This window comes from Nocardia panacis, assembly GCF_003598715.1.
Classification (GTDB): Bacteria; Actinomycetota; Actinomycetes; order Mycobacteriales; family Mycobacteriaceae; genus Nocardia; species Nocardia panacis.
The window spans coordinates 54,050-74,186 of the sequence record NZ_QZFU01000029.1 but is presented as its reverse complement, the minus strand read 5'-3'; the positions used below and the strand labels follow the sequence as shown (position 1 = coordinate 74,186).

Here is a 20,137-nt window from a genome sequence, read left to right as displayed (position 1 = left end):
CCGGCTCCACCCGATTGAGCGGCTATTACCCCAGGACAGGGGCGGTGAGCTTCTCCCCGTTGCGGCTCATTACCAGGCAACTGATGCGCTGGGTGTGCACCCAGTCGGCGCTATCCAGCGGATGCACGCAGTAGTTGCGCAGCGGTCGCCCACCGCGATTGCGCTGCATGGCCGCGGAGAAGGAAGGGGCGCAGCGCATATTGATCTGGCGGGTGATCTCGATCTCCCCCGGCCACGGACCCGGCGGTAGATCGAACTGGTAGACCACTTCGGCATCGTGCGGTTCGGTGCAGGACCGGGCGGTGACCGTGCCCGGACGCTCGGCGGGCAAGCCGTCCACGCAGCGACCCGTCGTCAACTCACCGACCGGGAGCGCGCCACCGGAGGATTCATCGCGGGCACAGCCGGGTAACCCGAGGATCAGGCCCGCTGCGCCGATGCCTCCGAGAACGACGGCGGCACCGAAGAATCCGCGCAGCGTCCCGGAAATCCCGAGCCGCCGAGCCGAATTCGCGGTGTGCGCAGCTTTGGGCTCCACCCGCACTCCTTTTCACGACGGGCAGACTCTAGCCGCAAATCGGCTATCGCGCCGAATTCGCACCCTTCGCGAAAAACATTGCTTCCCTGAAGGAAAGGGTTAGGGCTGTGGTGTGGCAGGTGGCGTGGCGTCGGAGCGTCGTACCGACCGGAATGCGATATGGACCAGCGCGATCACACCACCGGCCAGGAACCCGCCGAGATGCGCCTGCCAGGAGGCGAACGCCGCCGAGATCACCAACCAGATCAGGAAAAAGATGACAAGCCCCCTTGCCTCCGACCGGTCCGCGTTGAAATGGCGGCTCAGCACGAAGTAGGCGGCGACCAGACCGTAGACGGCGCCGGACGCGCCGAGCCCGGCCGAGTCGGGAGCCAGGGCATAGGAGAGCAGCGATCCGCCCAGGATGGAGCCCAGATAGGTGAGCGCGAACCACAGATGCCCGAGGACCGGTTCCAGCAGCCGGCCGAGCATGAACAGCCACATCATGTTGAAAATAATGTGGGTGATGCCGAAGCCGGACAGCGGCTGCTGATGCAGGAACCCTGCGGTCAGCAGCCGATACCATTCGCCGTGCGCCACACCGACCAGTTCGGATCCCGGATGCGGGCCGCCCTGATAGACATACAGGCGGCCATCGCGCTGTAGGGCCTGCCCCACCATTTCGAACCTGTCGACGAATCCGGGGACGACGACCTCGGCGATGTACGCCGCGACGGTCAACCCGAATAGCCAATACGTAACGGGAAGTCGCCGATACGAATTGGGCGAGACTGGTTTACTCGGCTGCACGCTGACCCCACTGCATCTTCGCATGGTAACAATTCGCGCATCCGGCGGCGCGGGACATTAACTTGCCGGTGTGACCTCGCGCACCCGCGCCGGTCGCCGCCTGCCCACCATCGCGACCATCGCGCCCAAACCGAGTCCGCAGACGATACCGATCAGCGCCGCCGCGCCGAAACCCGCACGGAAACCGCCCGCATCGATGGCCACGCCCGCGAACGAACTGCCGATTCCACTGCCCAGGGTGAGTGCGGCGCTGTGCCAGCCGATGGCCTCGCCGCGACCGCCCTCCGGGACGATCCGACTCAGCTGGGACAGACAGGCCGTCAACGTCGGGGCGCAGAACAGACCCGCGATGAATCCGCCGACACCGATCAGCAGTGGTCCGCCCCCGAAGACCAGGGGGATCGTGGCAAAACCGAGGACTGTCAGTAACGGGTAGGTGGACGGTGCGCGGGGCAGCAGGCCGTAGATCAACCCGCCCACCAGCGAGCCGAACGCCCAGACCGCGAGCACCACGCCGAGCCACTGTTGCGCGCCGTAGCCGCGAATGGCGGAGACGAAAGCCAACTCGGTCGCGCCGAGCACCGTGACACTCGCGCAGGCGCACACGCACAGCGCGATGAACTCGGTGTGGAACCACTCCCGGCGCGGCACCTTCCGCGCCACCGTCGAATCATCCGAGCGCAGTGGCGGATTCAGCACGAAGATGACCAGTCCGGACAGCATCAGACACATCTGCACCGCGAGCAGGACATAGGTGGTGGAGCCCGCCGTAGTGGCGGCGATACCCACCACCGGGCCGACCATGAACGCCACCTCCACCGAAACCGATTCCAGTGCCAGCGCCGACTGCCTATTGCTCGCACCCGCCGCCGCGATCACCGCCTGACGCACCACCGCGAAGATCGGCAGATCGAAAATCCCTGCCACCGCGACCAATACGAGCAGCGGCCAATATGACACGAACGGCGCGACACCCCAGCACACCGTGCCGACGACCAGCGACGGCGCGAGCGTGCGCCGCAACCCGAACCGATCCAGCAACCGCCCCCGCCACGGCCCACTGACGGCACGGCATACCGTCATCACCGTGCCCATGGCCCCGGCCTGCGCATACGACCCGTGCAACGTCTGCACCACATGCAGCGCGATCAGCAGCACCCCCGCAGCGAACGGAATCCGCACCAGCGCCCCCAACACCAGCACATTCCGCAGCCCCGGACTCCGAAGCACCTCCCGATAACCACCCATCCCCCAGAGGATTTCACGCCCACCCCCCACCACGCCAGCAAAAATCCCATCATCGGGTGAACCCGCCCTCTTCAAGTCCCCCAATAGGAGAACCGGCCACCCCTCCCTGGTGCGGAAGTGGATGACCGGCCCGTGTTCGCCCACCGTGTCAGGTGCCCCTCGGCGCGGGCACACCATTCTCGAGATACCCGCCGCCGGTGCCCGAGTACGCCGCGTGCGCATGCAGCAATCGACGAGCGAGCCTCGGGATGACGTACGCACCGATCTTCTCGACCGGAACCCACTCCCACCGGTCGAGCTCCGACACCTGGAGCGCGATCACCGCGTCGGAGGCGAGTTCACCACAGTCGAACACATAGAGGACCTTGTCCCCCTCCCCCTGGTTCGGAGCCCAGTCATGAACAAGCAATCTCCGAGGCACACAATCGATTCCGAGTTCCTCCAGCACCTCCCGCCGACACGCGTCCGCAGGCGCTTCACCGGGCTCGACATACCCGCCGGGAATATCCCACCCATTCCCATAGACCTTGTGCACCAACAGCACTTCCCCACTCCGAACAAACAAGGCCCCGGCCGCCAACCTGGCCCGAGCGAACTGAGATTCGATCCCGGCCATTTCGCTACCTCGCGATTCGCATACGTCGAGCAAGGGATTGCAGGGCAAACGAGGGACTGCCGTGCGTGTTCCGCTAGGTCAACGCCAATAGTCGACAGGAGCGGTCCGCATGATCATCCACCTCGAGTCGGACAAATCCCGGAAGGAAATTCCGGGGATGTTGCTCGGTTCGGGCACAGGCTACTGCCACCGAGAACCTTGCCGAGAGGCCGCATCACCTCACGGAGCACCGAACATGTCGAAAAGCACGCAGGCCCGCCTCCCGGAAAGGGAAGCGGGCCTGTGTTTTACGACCTTGGTCGGGGGAAGACTACTTGGCCTTCTCCAGGACCTCCACCAGGCGCCAGCGCTTGGTGGCCGACAGCGGACGGGTTTCCATCAGCTGGACGCGGTCGCCGATGCCGGCTACCTCGTTCTCGTCGTGCGCCTTCACCTTGGAGGTGGTGCGGATGATCTTGCCGTAGAGCGGGTGCTTGACCCGGTCCTCCAGCTCGACCACGATCGTCTTGTTCATCTTGTCCGAGACGACGTAGCCGATCCGAATCTTGCGGCTGCCGCGCTCTTCTTTCTTCAACTCGTCGGTCATGCCGCATCTCCCTTGTCGTCGGCGGGGCCAGTGGCCAGACCGAGCTCGCGCTCACGCATGACCGTGTAGATACGCGCGATCTCGTGCCGAACGACGCGCAGGCGACGGTTGTTGTCCAGCTGACCCGTCGCCATCTGGAAGCGCAAGTTGAAAAGCTCTTCCTTCGACTCACGCAGGCGGGCGACGAGCTCCTCCTCGTTGAGCTCACGCAACTCTGCGGCCGGAGTACCGGTAGCCATCAGAACTGCTCCTCCCTGGTCACGATCCTGCACTTCATCGGGAGCTTGTGCATCGCGCGGCGCAGCGCCTCGCGAGCGGTCTCCTCATTCGGGTAGGACATCTCGAACATCACCCGACCGGGCTTGACGTTCGCGACCCACCACTCGGGCGAACCCTTACCGGAACCCATGCGGGTCTCGGCGGGCTTCTTGGTCAGCGGGCGATCCGGGTAGATATTGATCCAGATCTTGCCGCCACGGCGGATGTGGCGCGTCATCGCGATACGCGCCGACTCGATCTGCCGGTTGGTCACGTACGCGGGCTCCAGCGCCTGGATGCCGAAATCGCCGAACGACACTGCGGTGCCGCCCTTGGCCATACCGGACCGACCGGGGTGATGCTGCTTGCGGAACTTCACCTTGCGAGGCATCAGCATGCGTCAGCCCTCCTGGCTTTCTGCCGGAGCCTCCGCGGTGGCGGCGCGTCCGGCCTCGGTGCTGGTCGCGGTGGTGCCCGCGGACCCGGACCGACGCGGGCGGCTGGGCCGCTCCCGGCGCGGACGCTCGGGCGCGGCGGCCGCGGCGACCAGCTCACGCTTGCCGCCGACGATATCGCCCTTGTAGATCCAGACCTTCACACCGATGCGACCGAAGGTGGTCTTGGCCTCGTAGAGGCCGTAGTCGATGTCGGCGCGCAGCGTGTGCAGCGGCACCCGGCCCTCACGGTAGAACTCCGAGCGCGACATTTCCGCACCGCCGAGGCGGCCCGAGCACTGCACGCGGATGCCCTTGACGTTCGGCGAACGCATGGCCGACTGGATGGCCTTGCGCATCGCGCGACGGAACGCCACACGGTTGGACAGCTGCTCGGCCACGCCCTGCGCGACGAGCTGTGCGTCCGACTCCGGGTTCTTGACCTCGAGGATGTTCAGCTGCACCTGCTTCTTGGTGAGCTTCTCCAGTTCGGCACGAATCCGGTCGGCCTCTGCGCCGCGGCGGCCGATGACAATGCCCGGACGCGCGGTGTGGATGTCCACCCGGACGCGGTCACGGGTGCGCTCGATCTCGACCTTGGAGATACCGGCCCGCTCCATGCCGTTGGCCAGCAGCTTGCGGATCGCGACATCTTCCTTCACGTAGTCCGCGTACTGCTTGTCCGCGTACCAACGCGACTTCCAGTCGGTGGTGATACCGAGGCGGAAGCCATGGGGATTGATCTTCTGTCCCATTTACTTTGCCCCTCCCTTCCGGCGGCTGCGAGCCGGGGCGGCGGTGGGCACGCTCTCGACCTCGATGGTGATGTGGCTGGTGCGCTTGCGGATCCGGAACGCGCGGCCCTGGGCACGCGGCTGGAAACGCTTCATGGTCGCGCCCTCGTCGACATAAGCCGTCGAGATGACCAGGGTGGCCGGGTTCAGGCCCAGGTTGTTTTCCGCGTTGGCCGCCGCCGAGGCGACGACCTTGGCGACCGGGGTGCTGGCGGCCTGCGGCGCGAACTTCAGGATGTTCAGCGCGTCCTCGACCCGCTTGCCACGGACCAGGTCCACGACACGGCGAGCCTTCATCGGAGTGACGCGGACATGCTTCGCGGTCGCGCGCGCGGTCGGATTCTGAGTCTCAGTGGTCATCGCCGCTTGCTCTTCCGATCTTCCTTGACGTGGCTCTTGAACGTCCTGGTCGGCGCGAACTCACCGAGCTTGTGTCCGACCATATTGTCCGAGATGAACACCGGGACGTGCTTGCGACCGTCATGCACCGCGAAGGTGTGCCCGATGAAATCGGGGATGATGGTCGAACGACGCGACCAGGTCTTGATGACCTGCTTGGTGCCCTTCTCGTTCTGGGTGTCCACCTTCGCCAGGAGGTGGTCGTCGACGAACGGGCCCTTTTTGAGGCTGCGTGGCATTTCTTACCTCCTCCTTCAGCGCTTCTTGCCGGTCTTGCGACGGCGGACGATGAGCTTGTCGCTCGGGCGGTTGGGCTTGCGGGTGCGGCCTTCCGGCTGACCCCAGGGCGAGACCGGGTGGCGACCACCGGAGGTCTTGCCCTCACCACCGCCGTGCGGGTGGTCGACCGGGTTCATCACGACACCGCGGACGGTTGGGCGGCGGCCCTTCCAGCGCATACGGCCCGCTTTACCCCAGTTGATGTTCGACTGTTCGGCGTTGCCGACCTCGCCGACGGTGGCGCGGCAGCGCACGTCGACGCGACGGATCTCGCCGGAGGGCATACGCAGGGTGGCGTAGGGGCCTTCCTTGCCGAGCAGCTGGATGCTCATGCCTGCCGCGCGCGCCAGCTTGGCACCGCCGCCGGGACGCAGTTCCACATTGTGGATGGTGGTACCGGTGGGGATGTTGCGCAGCGGCAGGTTGTTACCCGGCTTGATGTCGGCCGTGGGGCCGGACTCGATCGGGGTGCCCTGCTGGATGCCCTTGGGCGCCAGGATGTAGCGCTTCTCGCCGTCCCGGAAGTGCAGCAGCGCGATATTCGCGGTGCGGTTCGGGTCGTATTCGATGTGCGCGACCTTGGCCGGGATGCCGTCCTTGTCCAGTCGACGGAAGTCGATCAGACGGTAGGCACGCTTGTGGCCGCCACCGCGATGCCGGGTGGTGATCCGGCCGTGCGCGTTGCGGCCGCCGGTCTTGGTCAGCGGGCGCAGCAGCGACTTCTCCGGGGTGGAGCGGGTGATCTCGGCGAAATCGGAGACACTCGCGCCGCGGCGGCCCGGCGTTGTCGGCTTGTATTTACGGATTGCCATGAGTTCTTCTCTACTTTCTGGATTCCCGTCCGCTTACGCGACCGGGCCTCCGAAGATCTCGATGGGCTTGCTGTCGGCCGAGATGGTCACGAGCGCGCGCTTGGTGTCCTTGCGCTTGCCGTAACCGGAGCGGGTCCGCTTGCGCTTGCCCTGACGGTTGGCGGTGTTGACGCTGGTGACCTTGACACCGAAGACCTTCTGGACGGCGATCTTGATCTGCGTCTTGTTCGAGTCCGGGTGCACCAGGAAGGTGTAGGTGCCCTCCTCGATCAGCCCGTAGGACTTCTCCGAGATGACCGGCGCAAGCAGAATGTCGCGGGGGTCGGCGATGGTGGTCACTTGCTCTCCTCCTGGGCCGCCTCGGCGGGGCCGTGAACAAAAGCGTTCAAAGCCTCGACACTGAACACCACGTCGTCGGAGTTGAGGACGTCGTAGGTGTTGAGCTGATCCGGGGCGATCGGCTGCACGTTCTGCAGGTTCGCCACGCTCTTCCACGCGGCCAGATCCTCGCGACCGACGACGACCAGGAGCTTCTTGCGGTCCGAGAGTTCGGCCAGGAAGGTCTTGGCGGTCTTGGTCGACGGGGTCTGCCCGGCCACCAGCTCGCTGATGACGTGGATGCGCTCGTTGCGCGCCCGATCCGACAGCGCGCCACGCAGGGCGGCGATCTTCATCTTCTTCGGGGTGCGCTGGCTGTAGTCGCGCGGCTGCGGGCCGTGCACGGTGCCACCGCCTGCGAACTGCGGCGCGCGGGTCGAGCCCTGACGGGCGCGGCCGGTGCCCTTCTGGCGGTACGGCTTCTTGCCGCCGCCGGAGACCTGGCCACGAGTCTTGGTCGAATGGGTGCCCTGGCGGGCCGCGGCCAACTGCGCGACGACCACCTGGTGCATCAGCGCGATGTTCGCGGTCACGTCGAAGATCTCCGCGGGGAGTTCGACGGTGCCGTTGGTCTTACCACCCGGCTCCTTGACCGGCAGCACGAGATTGGTCTTCTCCGTGCTCACTGCGGAGCTGGTCATGCGTGCGCACCACCCTTCACGGCGCTCTTGACGATCACGACGCCGCCCTTGCGGCCGGGGATCGCACCCTTGATCAGGAGCAGGCCGTTCTCGGCGTCGATCTTGTGCACCGAGAGGTTCTGCGTGGTGACGCGGTCGTTGCCCATACGGCCCGACATGCGCATGCCCTTGAACACGCGACCGGGGGTGGCGCAGCCACCGATGGAGCCCGGACGGCGGTGTACGGCCTGCGCACCGTGCGAGGCGCCCTGGCCGCTGAAGCCGTGGCGCTTCATGGTGCCCGCGAAGCCCTTGCCCTTGCTGGTGCCGGTCACGTCGACGTAGGTGCCCTCTTCGAACACCTCGGCGCCCAGTTCCTGGCCGACCTCGAAGCCGGAGGCGTCGGCGACGCGGATCTCGGCGACGTGGCGGCGCGGGGTGACGCCCGCCTTGGCGAACTGACCCGAGGTGGGCTTGTTCACCTTGCGGGGGTCGATCGCGCCGAAGGCGATCTGCACGGCGCTGTAGCCGTCGCGCTCCACGGTGCGGATCTGGGTGACGACGTTCGGACCCGCCTTGATGACGGTGACCGGAACGACGCGGTTCTTCTCGTCGAAGACCTGGGTCATACCGAGCTTGGTGCCCAGGAGTCCGGCTGCGGGCCGGTTCTTGTTGTCAGTCATATCTCGAGTCCCCGTCACTGAATGTTGACGTCGACGCTGGCCGGAAGATCGATGCGCATGAGCGCGTCGACGGTCTTCGGCGTCGGGTCGAGGATGTCGATCAGCCGCTTGTGCGTGCGCATCTCGAAGTGCTCGCGCGAGTCCTTGTACTTGTGCGGCGAACGGATGACGCAGTACACGTTCTTCTCGGTGGGCAACGGCACCGGCCCGACGACGCGGGCACCGGTGCGGGTCACCGTCTCGACGATCTTGCGCGCAGACGCGTCGATCGCCTCGTGGTCATAGGCCTTGAGCCTGATGCGGATCTTTTGTCCCGCCACGCTAAGTGTCCTTTTCTCCGCTTACCTTCGTGATCCGGAAGCCGGCTTCCGTACCACCCTCATTTGCACAGCCCGAACACACGAAGACGGTCAGTGGAGACCGCGACTGACGCGCACGCGCCCAGTCTTCGCCGCTGTTCATCTGTCATGGTTCTCCGGTCCACGCGGTCGGGCGTGTCGCCCATCCGCTCAGTCCTCGAGTGCGGGAAATACTTTTCGAACTACATCCCGAAGCCCTGAACATTGTCCCGGACGCACCCGCGCCGATCTCCGGCGGGGTACAACGTGGGTACTGCTCGCCTCGTCCGACCGCACTCCATCACCCGAGAAACAGCTGGAAATCCGCTGCATATCCCTGGAAACAGGCATGGCCCGGTGCAAGGCAACCCGAACAGTATGCCCGACGACCTCGGACACTTCAAATCCGGCTCCTCGCACCGGGCCATACCCCCGGTCACGACGCTAGTTCAGGAACTGCTCCACCGCGAGATCGCTGCCGCGCCACTGGGCCGGATCGACCAGCAGGATGTCCACCGAGCCATTGGGCCTGGCCGCAGCCTCGGCAACAACGTCGCGGAAGGTGACCGCGACCCGCTGGAAGCGCGGATCATCCGGAATGGCGGAGGCGGGATCGAGTTTGTAGAGGCCGCCGAGCATCGGCACGGTCAGCGCGTTGACCAATCCGCTGTTCTGCAGCGCGACGGTGTCCGAGTGGTCGAGGCGGATGGTGGCGTTGATGCCGACCGGGCTCGGGCCTGCCAGTTCCACAGCGTTGGCCGCACCGGCTCCTGTCGCTACAGCCAGCGCGCCCCCGAGGGCGATACCCACCGCGACGACGACCTTGCGAATTCCCATACGGTTCTCCAAATCCTTTGTACGCCAATGAAAGTGGCAACAATTTAGCAGTCGACGACGGCATCCGCAGCGCGTTCGTCGCGCTTGGCGAAATGTTCCCGGCGATTAACTTACTCGAGAGTAAGATAAGGCGTATGAGCAAAGACACCGCGACCTATCGCGGCTGGAAGAAGCTGCCGGACAACCGACTCGGCCACACCCTGTTCTCGCTGGGCATGGTGGCGCGGGTGCCCTACTTCGGCACGGTGCTGCCGACCGTGGTGCGGCTGGAACCCGGTCTGTGCGAGGTCACCTCGCCCAAATGGTTCGGTATCCACAACCACCTCGGCACCTTCCACGCGATCGCGGCCTGCAATCTGGCCGAGGTGGCCATGGGCATGCTCAGCGAGGCGACCGTGCCGAGCACGCACCGCTGGATTCCGAAGGCGATGAACGTGCGGTACCTGGCGAAAGCGCGCACCGGGCTGCGCGCGGTGGCGCGACTGACCGAGATACCGGAATTCGCCGAGATCACCGAGGGGCGCGAACTCGTGGTGCCGGTCTCGGTATTCGACCGCGCCGGACTCGAGGTCGTCCATGCCGACATCACCACCTGGATCACGCCGAAATAGGTTCGTGCGCAAGCAATAGTTCGACCGCGTCCGGCCGATCGACTCCGCTCGATCGGCCGGACCGGTCAGGGCCGCGGGTAATTCAGCAGGGGAGAATGCGGCCCTGCTCGCCCAGTGCCTGAAGCACCAGCGCGAGTGATCGTGGATCGACGAGCAACTGCGAATGACCGGCCGAATCGGACGGGCAGCCGTCCTGGAGCCAGATATTGCGATTGCCGTCCCCGGTCGCGCCGAGCAGCGCGGTATCGGTCGGAGTGATGACCTCGTCGTAGCGCGAGGCGATGGCCGTGTATCGAACGCCGGGCACGGTCTCGCCGAAGGCGTTGAGCGCGTGGAGCAAAGACGCGTCGGGCAGTTGCTGCCGACCCGGCGCGCCGAAGACCTGCGTCGCGATCTGCGCATTGTCCAGACCGATCTTCGCCAGTTCCGGATAGGCGGCGCGCAGTCCGTTCCAGGTCGACCCCCGATAGGGCGTGCCGAGGGTGACGACCGTGGACACGGCATCGCCGCCGTTGCTTCTCAGGTACTGCCGGATGACGGTGCCGCCCGTCGAATGTCCCACCAGTGCGACCCGACGTGCGCCGGTCGCCTCCCGCACCATCCGAATCACGGATGTCAATTCGTCGGCCATGGCGGGAATCTCGGCCATGCCGTGGACGGTGCGTCCGGTCAGCGCGGCTTCGATCGCGTTCAGTCCCGGAATACCCGCCCGGCCGCTCGCGATATCGGCGGGCACCGGGGCGCGGCCGATATTCGCGGCGAAGACGCAGAAGCCCGCCTGCTCGATCACGGGGGCCATCACCGCGAAGCTGCCCTGGACATCGGTAGCCGAACCATGCACCAGCACAACGGGATCCGGATGCGCGGCCGAGAGCGCGCAGCGCGGATCATTGACTCCGGCGGGCACGTCCTGCTGGGACAGCGGCGCGGTTGCCGCCGCCGACGGCGCGAGCACACCGAGCACCGCGGCGAATGCGATCGTGAACAGGCTCACACGCCCGAATGGACTCATCTCAGATCCCCAACGGCGCGGCGAGCACCGGCCATGAATTGCGCAGCGCCTCATCCCAATAACCCCAGGAATGGGTGCCGTCCGCACGAATATCGTAGGTCGCCGGAATACCGAGCGCGGTCAATCGGGTGCGCATATTGCGCGAGCAGTAGTTGGTGGCGGCCTCGATGATCGCGCCCTTCGTCAGCTGGGCGGCGAATCCATCGGGACCGGGCAGGGAGAAGCGCCCGTCGTACACATCGTATTTTCCGGGCAGGCCGCCACCGCTGGAAATGTAGATGGATTTACCCCGCAACCCCTCCGCCTGCACATAGGGATCGTTGTCGCGCCAGCGCTGATCGGTGGACGGGCCGTACATATTCTCCGGTTTACCCAGGCCCCACGTGCCGACGGTGATGTCGAGCAGTTCCTGACCGATCGGATCGCTGATCTGCGCACAGCCGCTGTAGGCGGCGACACTGCGATACCGCGAACCCGTGGTGGCGGCGAGGGCCAGCGAACTGGTGCCCGACATGGAGAACCCGGCGATCGAATCGAGTCCGCTGGTCCGGAGGTATTCGTTGATGAGCGGCGGCAACTCCTCGACGAGGAAGGTGCGCCACTTCTGGCGGCCCCAGCGCGGATCGTCGGCGATCCAGTCGGCGTAGTAGCTGAACGGACCGCCGATCGGGCTCACCACGTTGATGTTCTTGTCGGCCAGGAACTCGAATGCGTCGGTCGCGGTCTTCCAGGTGATGCCGTCGATACCGCCCGCCGCGCCCTGCAGCAAATAGAGTACGGGGCGTGGGACCGAATCATCGGCGGGGCGTTGGATATCCACCGGAATATCGGTGTCCATGGCGGCGGAATGCACCGTCATGGTGAGTCTGCGCCCCTGCTGCTGTTGCACCGAGACAATTATCGATTCCGGAGCGGCCTGCGCCGCAGTGGGCGTGAGGGCCGATACGGCGGCCCCGAACAGGACCGTTGCCACCATCGCACGCCACCACCGGTGCCGTCCCAACATCTATCCCCTAACAAACGAAAACGCTTCCCCGGCAGCCTATGGTGGCGCACAATGGATTTCACGACTCAGGTTGTGTGGCCACCGAAATTGTGGGCATACGACTCATGCGCATTTTCGGCGCGAATTCCAGCCCCCATTTGCTTGGTCGGGTTTGCGACGCGACGGGCCACCCGATTGAATGCCTCTATGAGTGATGTCCGACCGCGCGGTGGGCGCCCTTGAACGCGCGCACCGCGACGGAGGTCGACCTATGCGTGGTCGGACTCGGCCCGACCGGTCGGGGGCTGGCGCACCGCGCGGCCGCCGCCGGACTCACCGTGGCCGCCATCGATCCGCGTCCGGAGCGGGAGTGGATCCCCACCTACTCGTGCTGGCTCGATGAACTGCCGCCCTGGTTGCCGCCCGCGGTGATCGCCACCCGGATCGCCGCGCCCACGGTGTGGACCACGATCGAGCACCGCATACCGCGACCCTACGGTGTGCTGTCCAAAGCCGGTCTGCGCGCGGCGCTCGCGCTGGACGCGGTCACCGTGCGCGCCGCGCGCGCGACCGCCGTCCACGCGCACGCGGTGTACCTGTCCAATGGCGAGACCATCCGCGCGGCGACGGTTTTCGACGCGCGCGGACTACCGGGACCGGGGCGGCGGCGCGCCGCGAGCGCGCACGGCATCTTCGTCGGTGTGAAGCAGGCCGCGCCCATGATCGCCGAGGGCGCGGGTCTGCTACTGGACTGGCGGCCGGACAACGGCGCGAGTCCCGACGCCCCGCCCTCATTCCTCTATGCGATGCCGCTCGGGGACGGGCGGGTTCTCTTCGAGGAGACCAGTCTGGGATTGCGCGGCGGTATGCCGCAGCGCGAGTTGCGCAGCCGCACCCTGCGCCGCCTCGCCGCGCACGGTATCCACCTCACCGGTGCGGAGCCGAGCGAGGCCGCGCACTACCCGATGGATCAGCCGCTCCCGACACCCGGTGTGGCCGAGGCCATTGCCTTCGGGTCGCGGGGCGGCATGATGCACCCGTGCACCGGCTACAGCGTGGCGAATTCACTGTCCCTGGTGGACACCGCCGTCGCGGCCCTGCTCGCGGGCCGCGATCCGCGCGCCGATCTGTGGCCCGCCCGTGCCCGACTGGTGCACTGGATGCGCATGCGCGGCCTCTGGGGCCTGGGCAGGCTGACCGCGGATCAGGCTGTCGCCATGTTCGATTCATTCTTCGGCCAGGGGCCGCGCGGTCAACGCGCCCTACTGTCCGCCCATGACGACTACGCCGCACTCGGTGCGGCGCTGGTCAATACCGTCGCCCACACCTGGCCGTTCCGGTGGCGCTTCGACATGGTCGGCTGGACCCACCGGAACCGCTGGCTGGACTTCGACTACGGGCCGAACCTCGATCAGGCTTCCGCCGCGCGGCGGTACCCGCGCACGGCCGGATAGCCGAACACCACGATGATGCCGATGACCCAGGCCACCGTCTCGAGCAGCGGCTCGGCCACCGGGCCGCCGTAGGACAGACCCTTCATCGCGTCGATGGCACAACTCATCGGCTGGTTCCGGACGATGTCCTGCAACCAGGTCGGATAGACGAAGACGGGAACGAAGCCGGAGTTGAAGAACATCAGCAGATTGCTGATCAGGCTGACCGTATTCACCACCATCACGCCCTCGGAGATGGTGGCCAGCGCCGTCACGAAGACCGCGAACGCGACGCCGAACAGCACCGGTATCCCGATCAGCGCCAGCGCGGCGAGCGGACCCTGATGGAACCGGAATCCGATCGCGCTGCCGACCACGAGGACGAACACCGTGGTGATCAGGACCCGGATCGCCTCGGCGAGCAGTCGGCCGGTGAGTCCGGCGGCGCGGTTCATCGGCATGGTGGCGAAGCGGCTCAGCAGGCCGAACGCCTTCTCCACTTTGAAACCGAACGCGCTGACCACCGCGCCGGACATGGCGGCGATGATCGTGATCATCGCGACCTGGCCGTACACACTGGGCAGGCCGGTGGCCTTGTCGATCGAGTTGCCCAGCACCACCTTGAACATCAGCAGGGTCAGCGCCGGATACACCAGGGTCTGGATGGTGGTGGCCGGATCGCGCGTCCAGCCGATCAACAGTCGCCTGCACTGGATCAGGCTGTGCTCGGCCCAGGTCCGCAGCGAACTCTCGCTTCTGTCCGGCACCTCGGGCAGCGGCTCGAACACCTGCTCAGCCGTGTCCGCCCGGTCCATTGTCGCCTCCGCCGAACTCATGCCCGCCTCACACTCGCCCAGATCGCGGTGGGGATGAAGACGACCGCGAGGCCGATCACCCACACCAGCGGCACCCAGAACACATCCCATGTCACTCCCCCACCCGAGGCCATATCCCGCAGGGCGGCGGCGAATTGGGAGATCGGTTGATTGCGCGCGAACGGCCGGATCCACTCCGGGAAGCTGCGCTCGGGCACGAATCCGGTGGAGAGCATGCCGAAGATGAGCGTGGGCAAGGTGAGCGCCTGGCTCAGTGACTCCGGGCTCTTGGTGAGACTGCCGAGTCCGTCCGCGCCGATGGCCAGCACCGTGCCCACCGCCAGCGCGAAGACGACGAACAGGATCGTCTGCCCCCAACCGTTGACGAAGCGGAACCCGATGATGTGTCCAAAGATCAGCGCCGCCGTCATCGAGGTGACCGAGCGGACCAGTCCGGCGCAGATGCGGGCGGCGAAGGGCACCAGCGAGCCCACCGGCATGGTCTGCATGCGGGTATTGAGTCCGGTCACCGATTCGAAGGCCGCCATCTGCGCGTTCGACATCATGGTGAACGCCATGGTCTGCAACACGATGATCGGCATGACGAACTGTGCGTAGTTGATGCCCTGGAACTTCATCACGAAGCGCAGCGGCAGGTAGAAACCCGCGGTGAACACCAGCGGGGTGATGACGGCGACGACCAGTTCGCCCTTGGTCACCATGGTTCGCACGATGCGGCCGGTGAGGGCGCGCCACTGAGCGAATGAGGACGGGCTGGCCTCGGGTAGTTCGAAGAACAGCCCGTCCCCGGTGGATGTGTCGAGGACCGAAGAACTCACGCGTGACCGCCCGAATGACCGGTGATGGACAGGAACACATCGTCGAGGGAGGGGCGGCGCAGCGCGATATCGGCCAGTTCCACACCCGCGCTGTCGAGTCGGCGCAGCGCCTCGGTGAGCGTGGTCGCGCCCTCGGGGGCGGGGATGGAAAGCCTGTCCAGGCCGTCGAGTTCGTTCATGACCGCGGCCGGGACCAAGTCGCCCAGGGCGTAGGCGGCGGTGCTCAACTTCTTCGGGTCCAGCGGCACCACCTCGCAGTAGCTGCCGCCGGTCCTGGCCTTCAACTCGTCGGCGGTGCCCTCGGCGATGACGGTGCCCCGATCGATGACGATGATGTTGTCGCTGAGCACATCGGCCTCTTCGAGGTACTGCGTGGTGAGCAGCACCGTGATGCCCTGGGACTTCAGCGCCGTCACCAGATCCCACACGCCCTGGCGGCTGCGCGGGTCCAGACCCGTTGTGGGCTCGTCCAGGAACACCACCTGCGGGCGAACCACCAGACCGCAGGCGATATCGACGCGCCTGCGCATACCGCCGGAATAGTGGCGCACGGCACGGCGGCCCGCGCTCACCAGGTCGAACTCTTCGAGCAGGGTGTCGGCGCGTTGGCGGGCGGCGGCCTTCGCCAGACCCATGAGGCGGCCGAACAGTTCCAGATTCTCCCGACCGGACAGATTCTCGTCGAGCGCGGCGTATTGGCCCGTCATCATGATCGAGCGGCGCACACCGGCCGGGTCGGACTGCACATCGTGGCCCGCGACGACGGCGCGGCCGCTGTCGGGACGCAACAGCGTGGACAGGATTTTCACCGCTGTGGTCTTGCCCGCGCCATTGGGACCGAGAATGCCGAGCACGCTCGAGCGCGCCGCGGTGAAGCTGATCCCGCGCAGGGCGTGCACGTCACCGAACGACTTGTGTATGTCGTCGACAACGACGGCGTATTCGCCTGCGGGCGAATCGGCTTGGTTCGAACTCGGCATCAACTCTCCATGTCGGCGCTGGTGCGGCGACATCGTGTCGCACGCATAAAACGTTTTCCCGGTTGGTGATCCACCGCACCGGGCGCGATGTTACGCCCGAATTCCCGCCGCGCGGACGCGCGCGTAGTACCCACCGGACGCGACGCTAATTGTGTCCTTACTCACATCCGAAGCGGCCGAGCGGATCGGCCGCTGGTCGGCACCCCGTGGGCAGCGCAGGGGCGGCAAGGGTGCCTTGTTCGGCTGCCCTACCGACCATAGTCTGCTATTCGGGGGACAAGCACTCACTCGTCCGCGACCGGCCGCTCGATGTCGAACGGCCCGTGGCTCGACATCCGCGAGAGGTGACCATGGCCGAACCCGCGCAGCCGAGCGTGGCAGCGCATTCGTCGCATTCATCGAGTGCGGGTAGGCAGGGCCATTCCAACGTGCTCACCTCCTACGATCCGCGCACCGGCGAGATCGTCGGCAACTACGCCGTGATGGGCTCCGGCGAGGTCAACCGGATCGTGCGCGCCGGCGCCGCTGCCGAAAAGTGGTGGGCCGAACTGGGTTTCGCCGCGCGCAAACGCTGGCTGCTGGAGTGGAAGCGCAGTATCGCCCGGCGCGCGAGCGAACTGGTGGAACTCGTCTGCGAGGAGACGGGCAAACCGGAGGCCGACGCGGCCATCGAGGTCATGCTCGCGGTGGAGAATCTGGACTGGGCCGCCCGCAACGCGGCGCGCGCACTGGATCGACGCAGGCTCGGCTCCACCTGGCTCACCCGCAACCAGCGCGCCAGTGTCGGACATCTGCCACTGGGTGTGGTCGGCGTGCTCGGCCCGTGGAACAACCCGGTCTTCACGCCGATGGGGTCGATCGCGTACGCGATGGCCGCGGGCAACGCGGTGGTGTTCAAACCCAGCGAGCTCACCACGGGTGTCGGCGTGTGGCTGGCCGAGAGCTGGACCAGACTGGCCCCCAATCAACCGGTGCTGCAAGTGGTCACCGGCGATTCGGGCACCTCGGCTTCGCTGTGTCGGGCCAGGGTGGACAAGATCGCGTACGCGGGTTTGGACGACGGCGCCCGCGAGGTCATCTCCTGGTGCGCGCAGACCATGACGCCGGTGGTGGTCGAACGCAATGGCAAGGGCACCATGGTCGTCCACGTGGACGCGAGGCTGGACGAGGCGGCCGAGGCCGCGGTCTTCGGCGCGATGGCCAACGCGGGCCAGAACCCCACCGGCATTCAGCGCGCGTACGTGGCGGATTCGGTGTTCGACAGTTTCCTGGAGTTGGTCATCGACCAGGCCCGCAAGTTGCGGCCCGGCGCGGATCGCAAGGCGTCCTACGGCCCGATGATCCTGGAGTCGCAGGTCGACGTGGTGCGCAAACAGGTGCGCGACGCGCTGGCCCGCGGCGGTAAAGCCGTTGTCGGCGGAATGGATTCGATTCGCGACCCGTATATCGAACCGATCGTGCTCGCCGAGGTGCCCGAGGAGAGCCTGGCGGTGACGGGCGAGGCCATCGGCCCGGTCCTGATAGTGAACAGGGTGTCCGATATCGGAGAGGCGGTGCGGCGCATCAACGCGGTGGGCCACGGCGACGCGGTCTCGGTGTTCACCCGCGATGCGCGCGGCGTGGAGGCGGTGGCCGAACAACTGCGCGTCGGTGTGGTCACTATCAATTCCTCGACCGCCTACCTCGGTATTCCGGCGCTGCCGTTCGGCGGCGTCGGCGAGTACGGCCAGGGCCACCACCACGGCGAACCCGGACTGCGCGAATTCAGCCGCACCCTGGCCATCGCGCGCAAGCGCTACCAGGCCCCGGTGAACCTGTCCACCTTCGACCGGCATACCCGACATTTGCGCACCGCCAGAACTTTTTTCCGGTTGCGCCACGGTCGCTAGACAGACCTCAGACCCAGTTCTCGATCCAGTACTTCCAGATCAGCGGTGCGTAGCCTGCCAAGGGCGGCACCCGGATATCGGTGTCGGCGAGGGCGGCGGTGGTGTGGCGGCAGTCGAACCAGCAGCCGAACTCGCTGTGCTCCAGGACATCCAGCGGCACGCCGATGCGCGGCAGCACCCAACTCGCGCCGGGCAGCCGCAGCATCATGGCCAGGGTGCGCTTGGGCATGACCTCCACCAGGCGCGGCGCGCCCGCCTCGTCGGCGAACAGATTGAGCGCCTCGACCGCGCCGTGCCTGCGCGGGTCGACCAGGTGGTAGGTGGTATTGGCCGAACCGGGAAGGTGGGCCAGGTGATTCATGGCGCGCGCCACGAAATCGACCGGCACCATATTGGTTTCGCCGAGCCGGGGCACCAGCAGCGGCAGCAGGCGCGGCAGTTGCGCGCCCATTCGCAGCAGGCGGAAGAAGTAGTAGGGCCCCTCGACGCGGTCGATCTCGCCGGTGCGCGAATGGCCGATGACAATGGAGGGTCGGTAGATCCGCCAGGGCAGCGCGGCGGCGCGCACGAGGCGTTCGGCCTCGAAACTGCTGCGCTGCCACGGTGTTGCCAGCCGTTGGCCGCAGTCGAACATATCCTCGCTGAACAGTCCGTCGGTGGCGCCCGCGACCGCCACGCTCGACATGTGGTGCAGCAGGCCCGCTTCCAGTTCCTCGGCGGCCTCGACGACATTCCCGGTGCCGCCGCCGCGCTCGGTGAGGTCGGCTCCGGCGGCGAGGTGGAACAGGTGCTCGATGCGCCCACGGTGGCGGGCCAGCCATTGCGGGTCGATGCCGAGCCCCGGCTTGCCCAGGTCGCCCGCAACGGCGCGGATCCGGTCACCTGCGGCCCACTCCTGCGCCAAGCAGGCGAACCGGTCGGCGGATTCCGCGCCGGGGCGGACCAGAACGTGAATGTCCTTCCCGTGCGTCAGCAGTTCGGGGATGAGGAAGCGACCGATGAACCCAGTTGCCCCGGTAACCAGGTAAGCCATAGCCGGTAAACATAGCCGAGCCGGTTGCTGCGGTTGTGCCGGGGATCACATACCGCCGCCAGGGTCGGGTTCAGTCGGCGAAGACGGGTTTGCGCTTGGTGAGCATGGCGGTCGCGCCCTCGGCGAAATCGGCGGAGCCGAGCAGTTCGGCCTGGCCCGTCTTCTCGGCGGCGAGGGCGGCATCGAGCGCGCCCAGGGTGGCCTGGTTGAGTGCGCGTTTGGTGAGTTCGATGGCGCGGCGGGGGCCGTTGGCCAGTTTGGCCGCGGCGGCCTCGACTTTGGCGTCGAGTTCGTCGGCGGGCAGTACGGCGGTGAACAGCCCGGCCGCTTTGGCCGCCGGGGCGGGCAGGCGCTCGCCGAGCAGCGCGAGTTCGGCCGCGAGCGGGCGACCGGCGGCCGCCGCGATCATGGCCGCCGCGCCGCCGTCGGGCATCAGGCCGATATTGATGAAGGCCAGCAGCAGGTAGGCGTCCTCGGCGGCGTAGACCAGGTCGGCGGCCAGCGCGATTCCGACGCCGACGCCCGCCGCCGCGCCGAGCACCCTGGCGATGACCGGGATCGGCGCGGACACGATGGCTTTCACCAGCCGGTTGGCCGCGTCCATGACCTGGTCGGCGGTGATGCCGCGCGCGGCCTCGGCCGGGCTCGCCGCCAGGTCGGCCCCGGTGCAGAAGTCGCCGCCTGCACCGGTCAGCACGATGACCCGCACCGCGCGATTCTCGGACGCCGTCAGCACCGTCTCGCCGAGAGCGACCATGGTGTCGTAGTCCAGGGCGTTCTTGCGGCGCGGGTTGGTCATGGTGATGCGCAGCACCTTGCCGTCCTGGACGGCGGTGAAGCCCACGCGGGCCTGCGCGGAATGGGAATTCGTCATTACTGCTCCTGGTGTGCGGTTTGGCGGACACCGTGCCGTGAATCGTGGTTAACTTTG

At 66.7% G+C, this 20,137-nt stretch carries 26 protein-coding genes; 3 read left to right on the top strand and 23 right to left on the bottom strand.

The annotated features are described in order from the left end of the window. Nucleotides 1-25 precede the first annotated feature (25 nt). From D5S18_RS22875 to D5S18_RS22800, 16 genes are all read right to left on the bottom strand, one after another. Nucleotides 26-538, bottom strand: coding sequence for a hypothetical protein (locus tag D5S18_RS22875; RefSeq protein ID WP_147404089.1), 513 nt, complete (start codon nucleotides 536-538; stop codon nucleotides 26-28). A gap of 99 nt (nucleotides 539-637) precedes the next feature. After that, the gene (locus D5S18_RS22870) at nucleotides 638-1,258 is read right to left on the bottom strand and encodes a rhomboid family intramembrane serine protease (protein WP_158607934.1); all 621 of its coding nucleotides are present in this window, start codon (nucleotides 1,256-1,258) and stop codon (nucleotides 638-640) included. 126 nt (nucleotides 1,259-1,384) lie between these two features. Beyond that, complete coding sequence (locus D5S18_RS22865) at nucleotides 1,385-2,575, bottom strand: MFS transporter (RefSeq protein ID WP_120043134.1); 1,191 nt, start codon at nucleotides 2,573-2,575, stop codon at nucleotides 1,385-1,387. Nucleotides 2,576-2,723: 148 nt separating this feature from the next. Continuing rightward, complete coding sequence (locus tag D5S18_RS22860; RefSeq protein ID WP_120043133.1) at nucleotides 2,724-3,191, bottom strand: NUDIX domain-containing protein; 468 nt, start codon at nucleotides 3,189-3,191, stop codon at nucleotides 2,724-2,726. A 310-nt stretch (nucleotides 3,192-3,501) separates the two neighbouring features. Continuing rightward, the gene (gene rpsQ, locus D5S18_RS22855; protein WP_120043132.1) at nucleotides 3,502-3,777 is read right to left on the bottom strand and encodes a 30S ribosomal protein S17; all 276 of its coding nucleotides are present in this window, start codon (nucleotides 3,775-3,777) and stop codon (nucleotides 3,502-3,504) included. Continuing rightward, nucleotides 3,774-4,016, bottom strand: a complete 243-nt coding sequence (rpmC, locus tag D5S18_RS22850) for a 50S ribosomal protein L29 (RefSeq protein ID WP_120043131.1) — start codon at nucleotides 4,014-4,016, stop codon at nucleotides 3,774-3,776. Before rpmC ends, rpsQ begins: the two co-directional genes overlap by 4 nt. Next, nucleotides 4,016-4,432 (bottom strand): 50S ribosomal protein L16, encoded by a 417-nt coding sequence (gene rplP / locus D5S18_RS22845; protein ID WP_120043130.1) that lies wholly within the window; start codon nucleotides 4,430-4,432, stop codon nucleotides 4,016-4,018. The genes rpmC and rplP overlap by 1 nt, the downstream gene beginning before the upstream one ends. Nucleotides 4,433-4,435: 3 nt before the next feature. Next, nucleotides 4,436-5,224: a 30S ribosomal protein S3 gene (rpsC, locus tag D5S18_RS22840; protein ID WP_120043129.1), complete on the bottom strand. Its 789-nt coding sequence runs from the start codon at nucleotides 5,222-5,224 to the stop codon at nucleotides 4,436-4,438. After that, nucleotides 5,225-5,623 (bottom strand): 50S ribosomal protein L22, encoded by a 399-nt coding sequence (gene rplV / locus D5S18_RS22835; RefSeq protein WP_120043128.1) that lies wholly within the window; start codon nucleotides 5,621-5,623, stop codon nucleotides 5,225-5,227. Further along, nucleotides 5,620-5,901: a 30S ribosomal protein S19 gene (gene rpsS / locus D5S18_RS22830; protein ID WP_120043127.1), complete on the bottom strand. Its 282-nt coding sequence runs from the start codon at nucleotides 5,899-5,901 to the stop codon at nucleotides 5,620-5,622. The genes rplV and rpsS overlap by 4 nt, the downstream gene beginning before the upstream one ends. Nucleotides 5,902-5,916: 15 nt before the next feature. After that, a complete protein-coding gene (rplB, locus tag D5S18_RS22825) occupies nucleotides 5,917-6,753 on the bottom strand; it encodes a 50S ribosomal protein L2 (RefSeq protein WP_120043126.1) in 837 nt (278 codons plus the stop codon). Between the two features lie 33 nt (nucleotides 6,754-6,786). Next, nucleotides 6,787-7,092, bottom strand: a complete 306-nt coding sequence (gene rplW, locus D5S18_RS22820; RefSeq protein ID WP_120043125.1) for a 50S ribosomal protein L23 — start codon at nucleotides 7,090-7,092, stop codon at nucleotides 6,787-6,789. Next, on the bottom strand, nucleotides 7,089-7,772 hold the full coding sequence (rplD, locus tag D5S18_RS22815) for a 50S ribosomal protein L4 (protein ID WP_120043124.1): 684 nt from the start codon (nucleotides 7,770-7,772) through the stop codon (nucleotides 7,089-7,091). The genes rplW and rplD overlap by 4 nt, the downstream gene beginning before the upstream one ends. Further along, on the bottom strand, nucleotides 7,769-8,434 hold the full coding sequence (rplC, locus tag D5S18_RS22810; RefSeq protein WP_120043123.1) for a 50S ribosomal protein L3: 666 nt from the start codon (nucleotides 8,432-8,434) through the stop codon (nucleotides 7,769-7,771). Before rplC ends, rplD begins: the two co-directional genes overlap by 4 nt. 14 nt (nucleotides 8,435-8,448) lie before the next feature. Then, complete coding sequence (gene rpsJ / locus D5S18_RS22805) at nucleotides 8,449-8,754, bottom strand: 30S ribosomal protein S10 (RefSeq protein WP_003938093.1); 306 nt, start codon at nucleotides 8,752-8,754, stop codon at nucleotides 8,449-8,451. A gap of 462 nt (nucleotides 8,755-9,216) precedes the next feature. Beyond that, entirely contained in the window at nucleotides 9,217-9,609 is a 393-nt protein-coding gene (locus D5S18_RS22800) for a hypothetical protein (RefSeq protein ID WP_120043122.1), read from the bottom strand. A gap of 134 nt (nucleotides 9,610-9,743) precedes the next feature. On the opposite strand from D5S18_RS22800, the gene D5S18_RS22795 reads away from it, so the two are divergent. Continuing rightward, nucleotides 9,744-10,220, top strand: a complete 477-nt coding sequence (locus tag D5S18_RS22795) for a hotdog fold domain-containing protein (protein WP_120043121.1) — start codon at nucleotides 9,744-9,746, stop codon at nucleotides 10,218-10,220. A gap of 82 nt (nucleotides 10,221-10,302) precedes the next feature. Here D5S18_RS22795 and D5S18_RS22790 read toward each other — a convergent pair whose 3' ends face one another. Together D5S18_RS22790 and D5S18_RS22785 are read right to left on the bottom strand one after the other, a co-directional pair. Further along, nucleotides 10,303-11,214: an esterase/lipase family protein gene (locus D5S18_RS22790; RefSeq protein WP_239003948.1), complete on the bottom strand. Its 912-nt coding sequence runs from the start codon at nucleotides 11,212-11,214 to the stop codon at nucleotides 10,303-10,305. Nucleotides 11,215-11,233: 19 nt separating this feature from the next. Further along, nucleotides 11,234-12,208 carry an alpha/beta hydrolase gene (locus tag D5S18_RS22785; protein ID WP_120043119.1) on the bottom strand — a complete coding sequence of 325 codons (975 nt, stop codon included), beginning with the start codon at nucleotides 12,206-12,208 and terminating at the stop codon, nucleotides 11,234-11,236. A 248-nt stretch (nucleotides 12,209-12,456) separates the two neighbouring features. On the opposite strand from D5S18_RS22785, the gene D5S18_RS22780 reads away from it, so the two are divergent. Then, complete coding sequence (locus D5S18_RS22780; RefSeq protein WP_120043118.1) at nucleotides 12,457-13,671, top strand: lycopene cyclase family protein; 1,215 nt, start codon at nucleotides 12,457-12,459, stop codon at nucleotides 13,669-13,671. Here the strand turns inward: D5S18_RS22780 and D5S18_RS22775 are convergent. From D5S18_RS22775 to D5S18_RS22765, 3 genes are read right to left on the bottom strand one after another with little or no spacing between them, the layout of a single operon-like run. After that, a complete protein-coding gene (locus D5S18_RS22775; RefSeq protein WP_120043117.1) occupies nucleotides 13,629-14,486 on the bottom strand; it encodes an ABC transporter permease in 858 nt (285 codons plus the stop codon). The genes D5S18_RS22780 and D5S18_RS22775 overlap by 43 nt on opposite strands. Next, on the bottom strand, nucleotides 14,483-15,304 hold the full coding sequence (locus D5S18_RS22770; protein ID WP_120043116.1) for an ABC transporter permease: 822 nt from the start codon (nucleotides 15,302-15,304) through the stop codon (nucleotides 14,483-14,485). Before D5S18_RS22770 ends, D5S18_RS22775 begins: the two co-directional genes overlap by 4 nt. Next, entirely contained in the window at nucleotides 15,301-16,284 is a 984-nt protein-coding gene (locus D5S18_RS22765; RefSeq protein WP_120043115.1) for an ATP-binding cassette domain-containing protein, read from the bottom strand. Before D5S18_RS22765 ends, D5S18_RS22770 begins: the two co-directional genes overlap by 4 nt. A gap of 350 nt (nucleotides 16,285-16,634) precedes the next feature. Between D5S18_RS22765 and D5S18_RS22760 the strand changes: the two genes are divergently transcribed. Next, nucleotides 16,635-18,173 carry an aldehyde dehydrogenase family protein gene (locus tag D5S18_RS22760; RefSeq protein WP_120043114.1) on the top strand — a complete coding sequence of 513 codons (1,539 nt, stop codon included), beginning with the start codon at nucleotides 16,635-16,637 and terminating at the stop codon, nucleotides 18,171-18,173. A gap of 7 nt (nucleotides 18,174-18,180) precedes the next feature. On the opposite strand, the gene D5S18_RS22755 is transcribed toward D5S18_RS22760, so the two are convergent. Continuing rightward, complete coding sequence (locus D5S18_RS22755) at nucleotides 18,181-19,206, bottom strand: SDR family oxidoreductase (RefSeq protein WP_120043113.1); 1,026 nt, start codon at nucleotides 19,204-19,206, stop codon at nucleotides 18,181-18,183. 70 nt (nucleotides 19,207-19,276) lie between these two features. Further along, nucleotides 19,277-20,080: an enoyl-CoA hydratase-related protein gene (locus D5S18_RS22750; protein WP_120043112.1), complete on the bottom strand. Its 804-nt coding sequence runs from the start codon at nucleotides 20,078-20,080 to the stop codon at nucleotides 19,277-19,279. Nucleotides 20,081-20,137 lie beyond the last annotated feature (57 nt).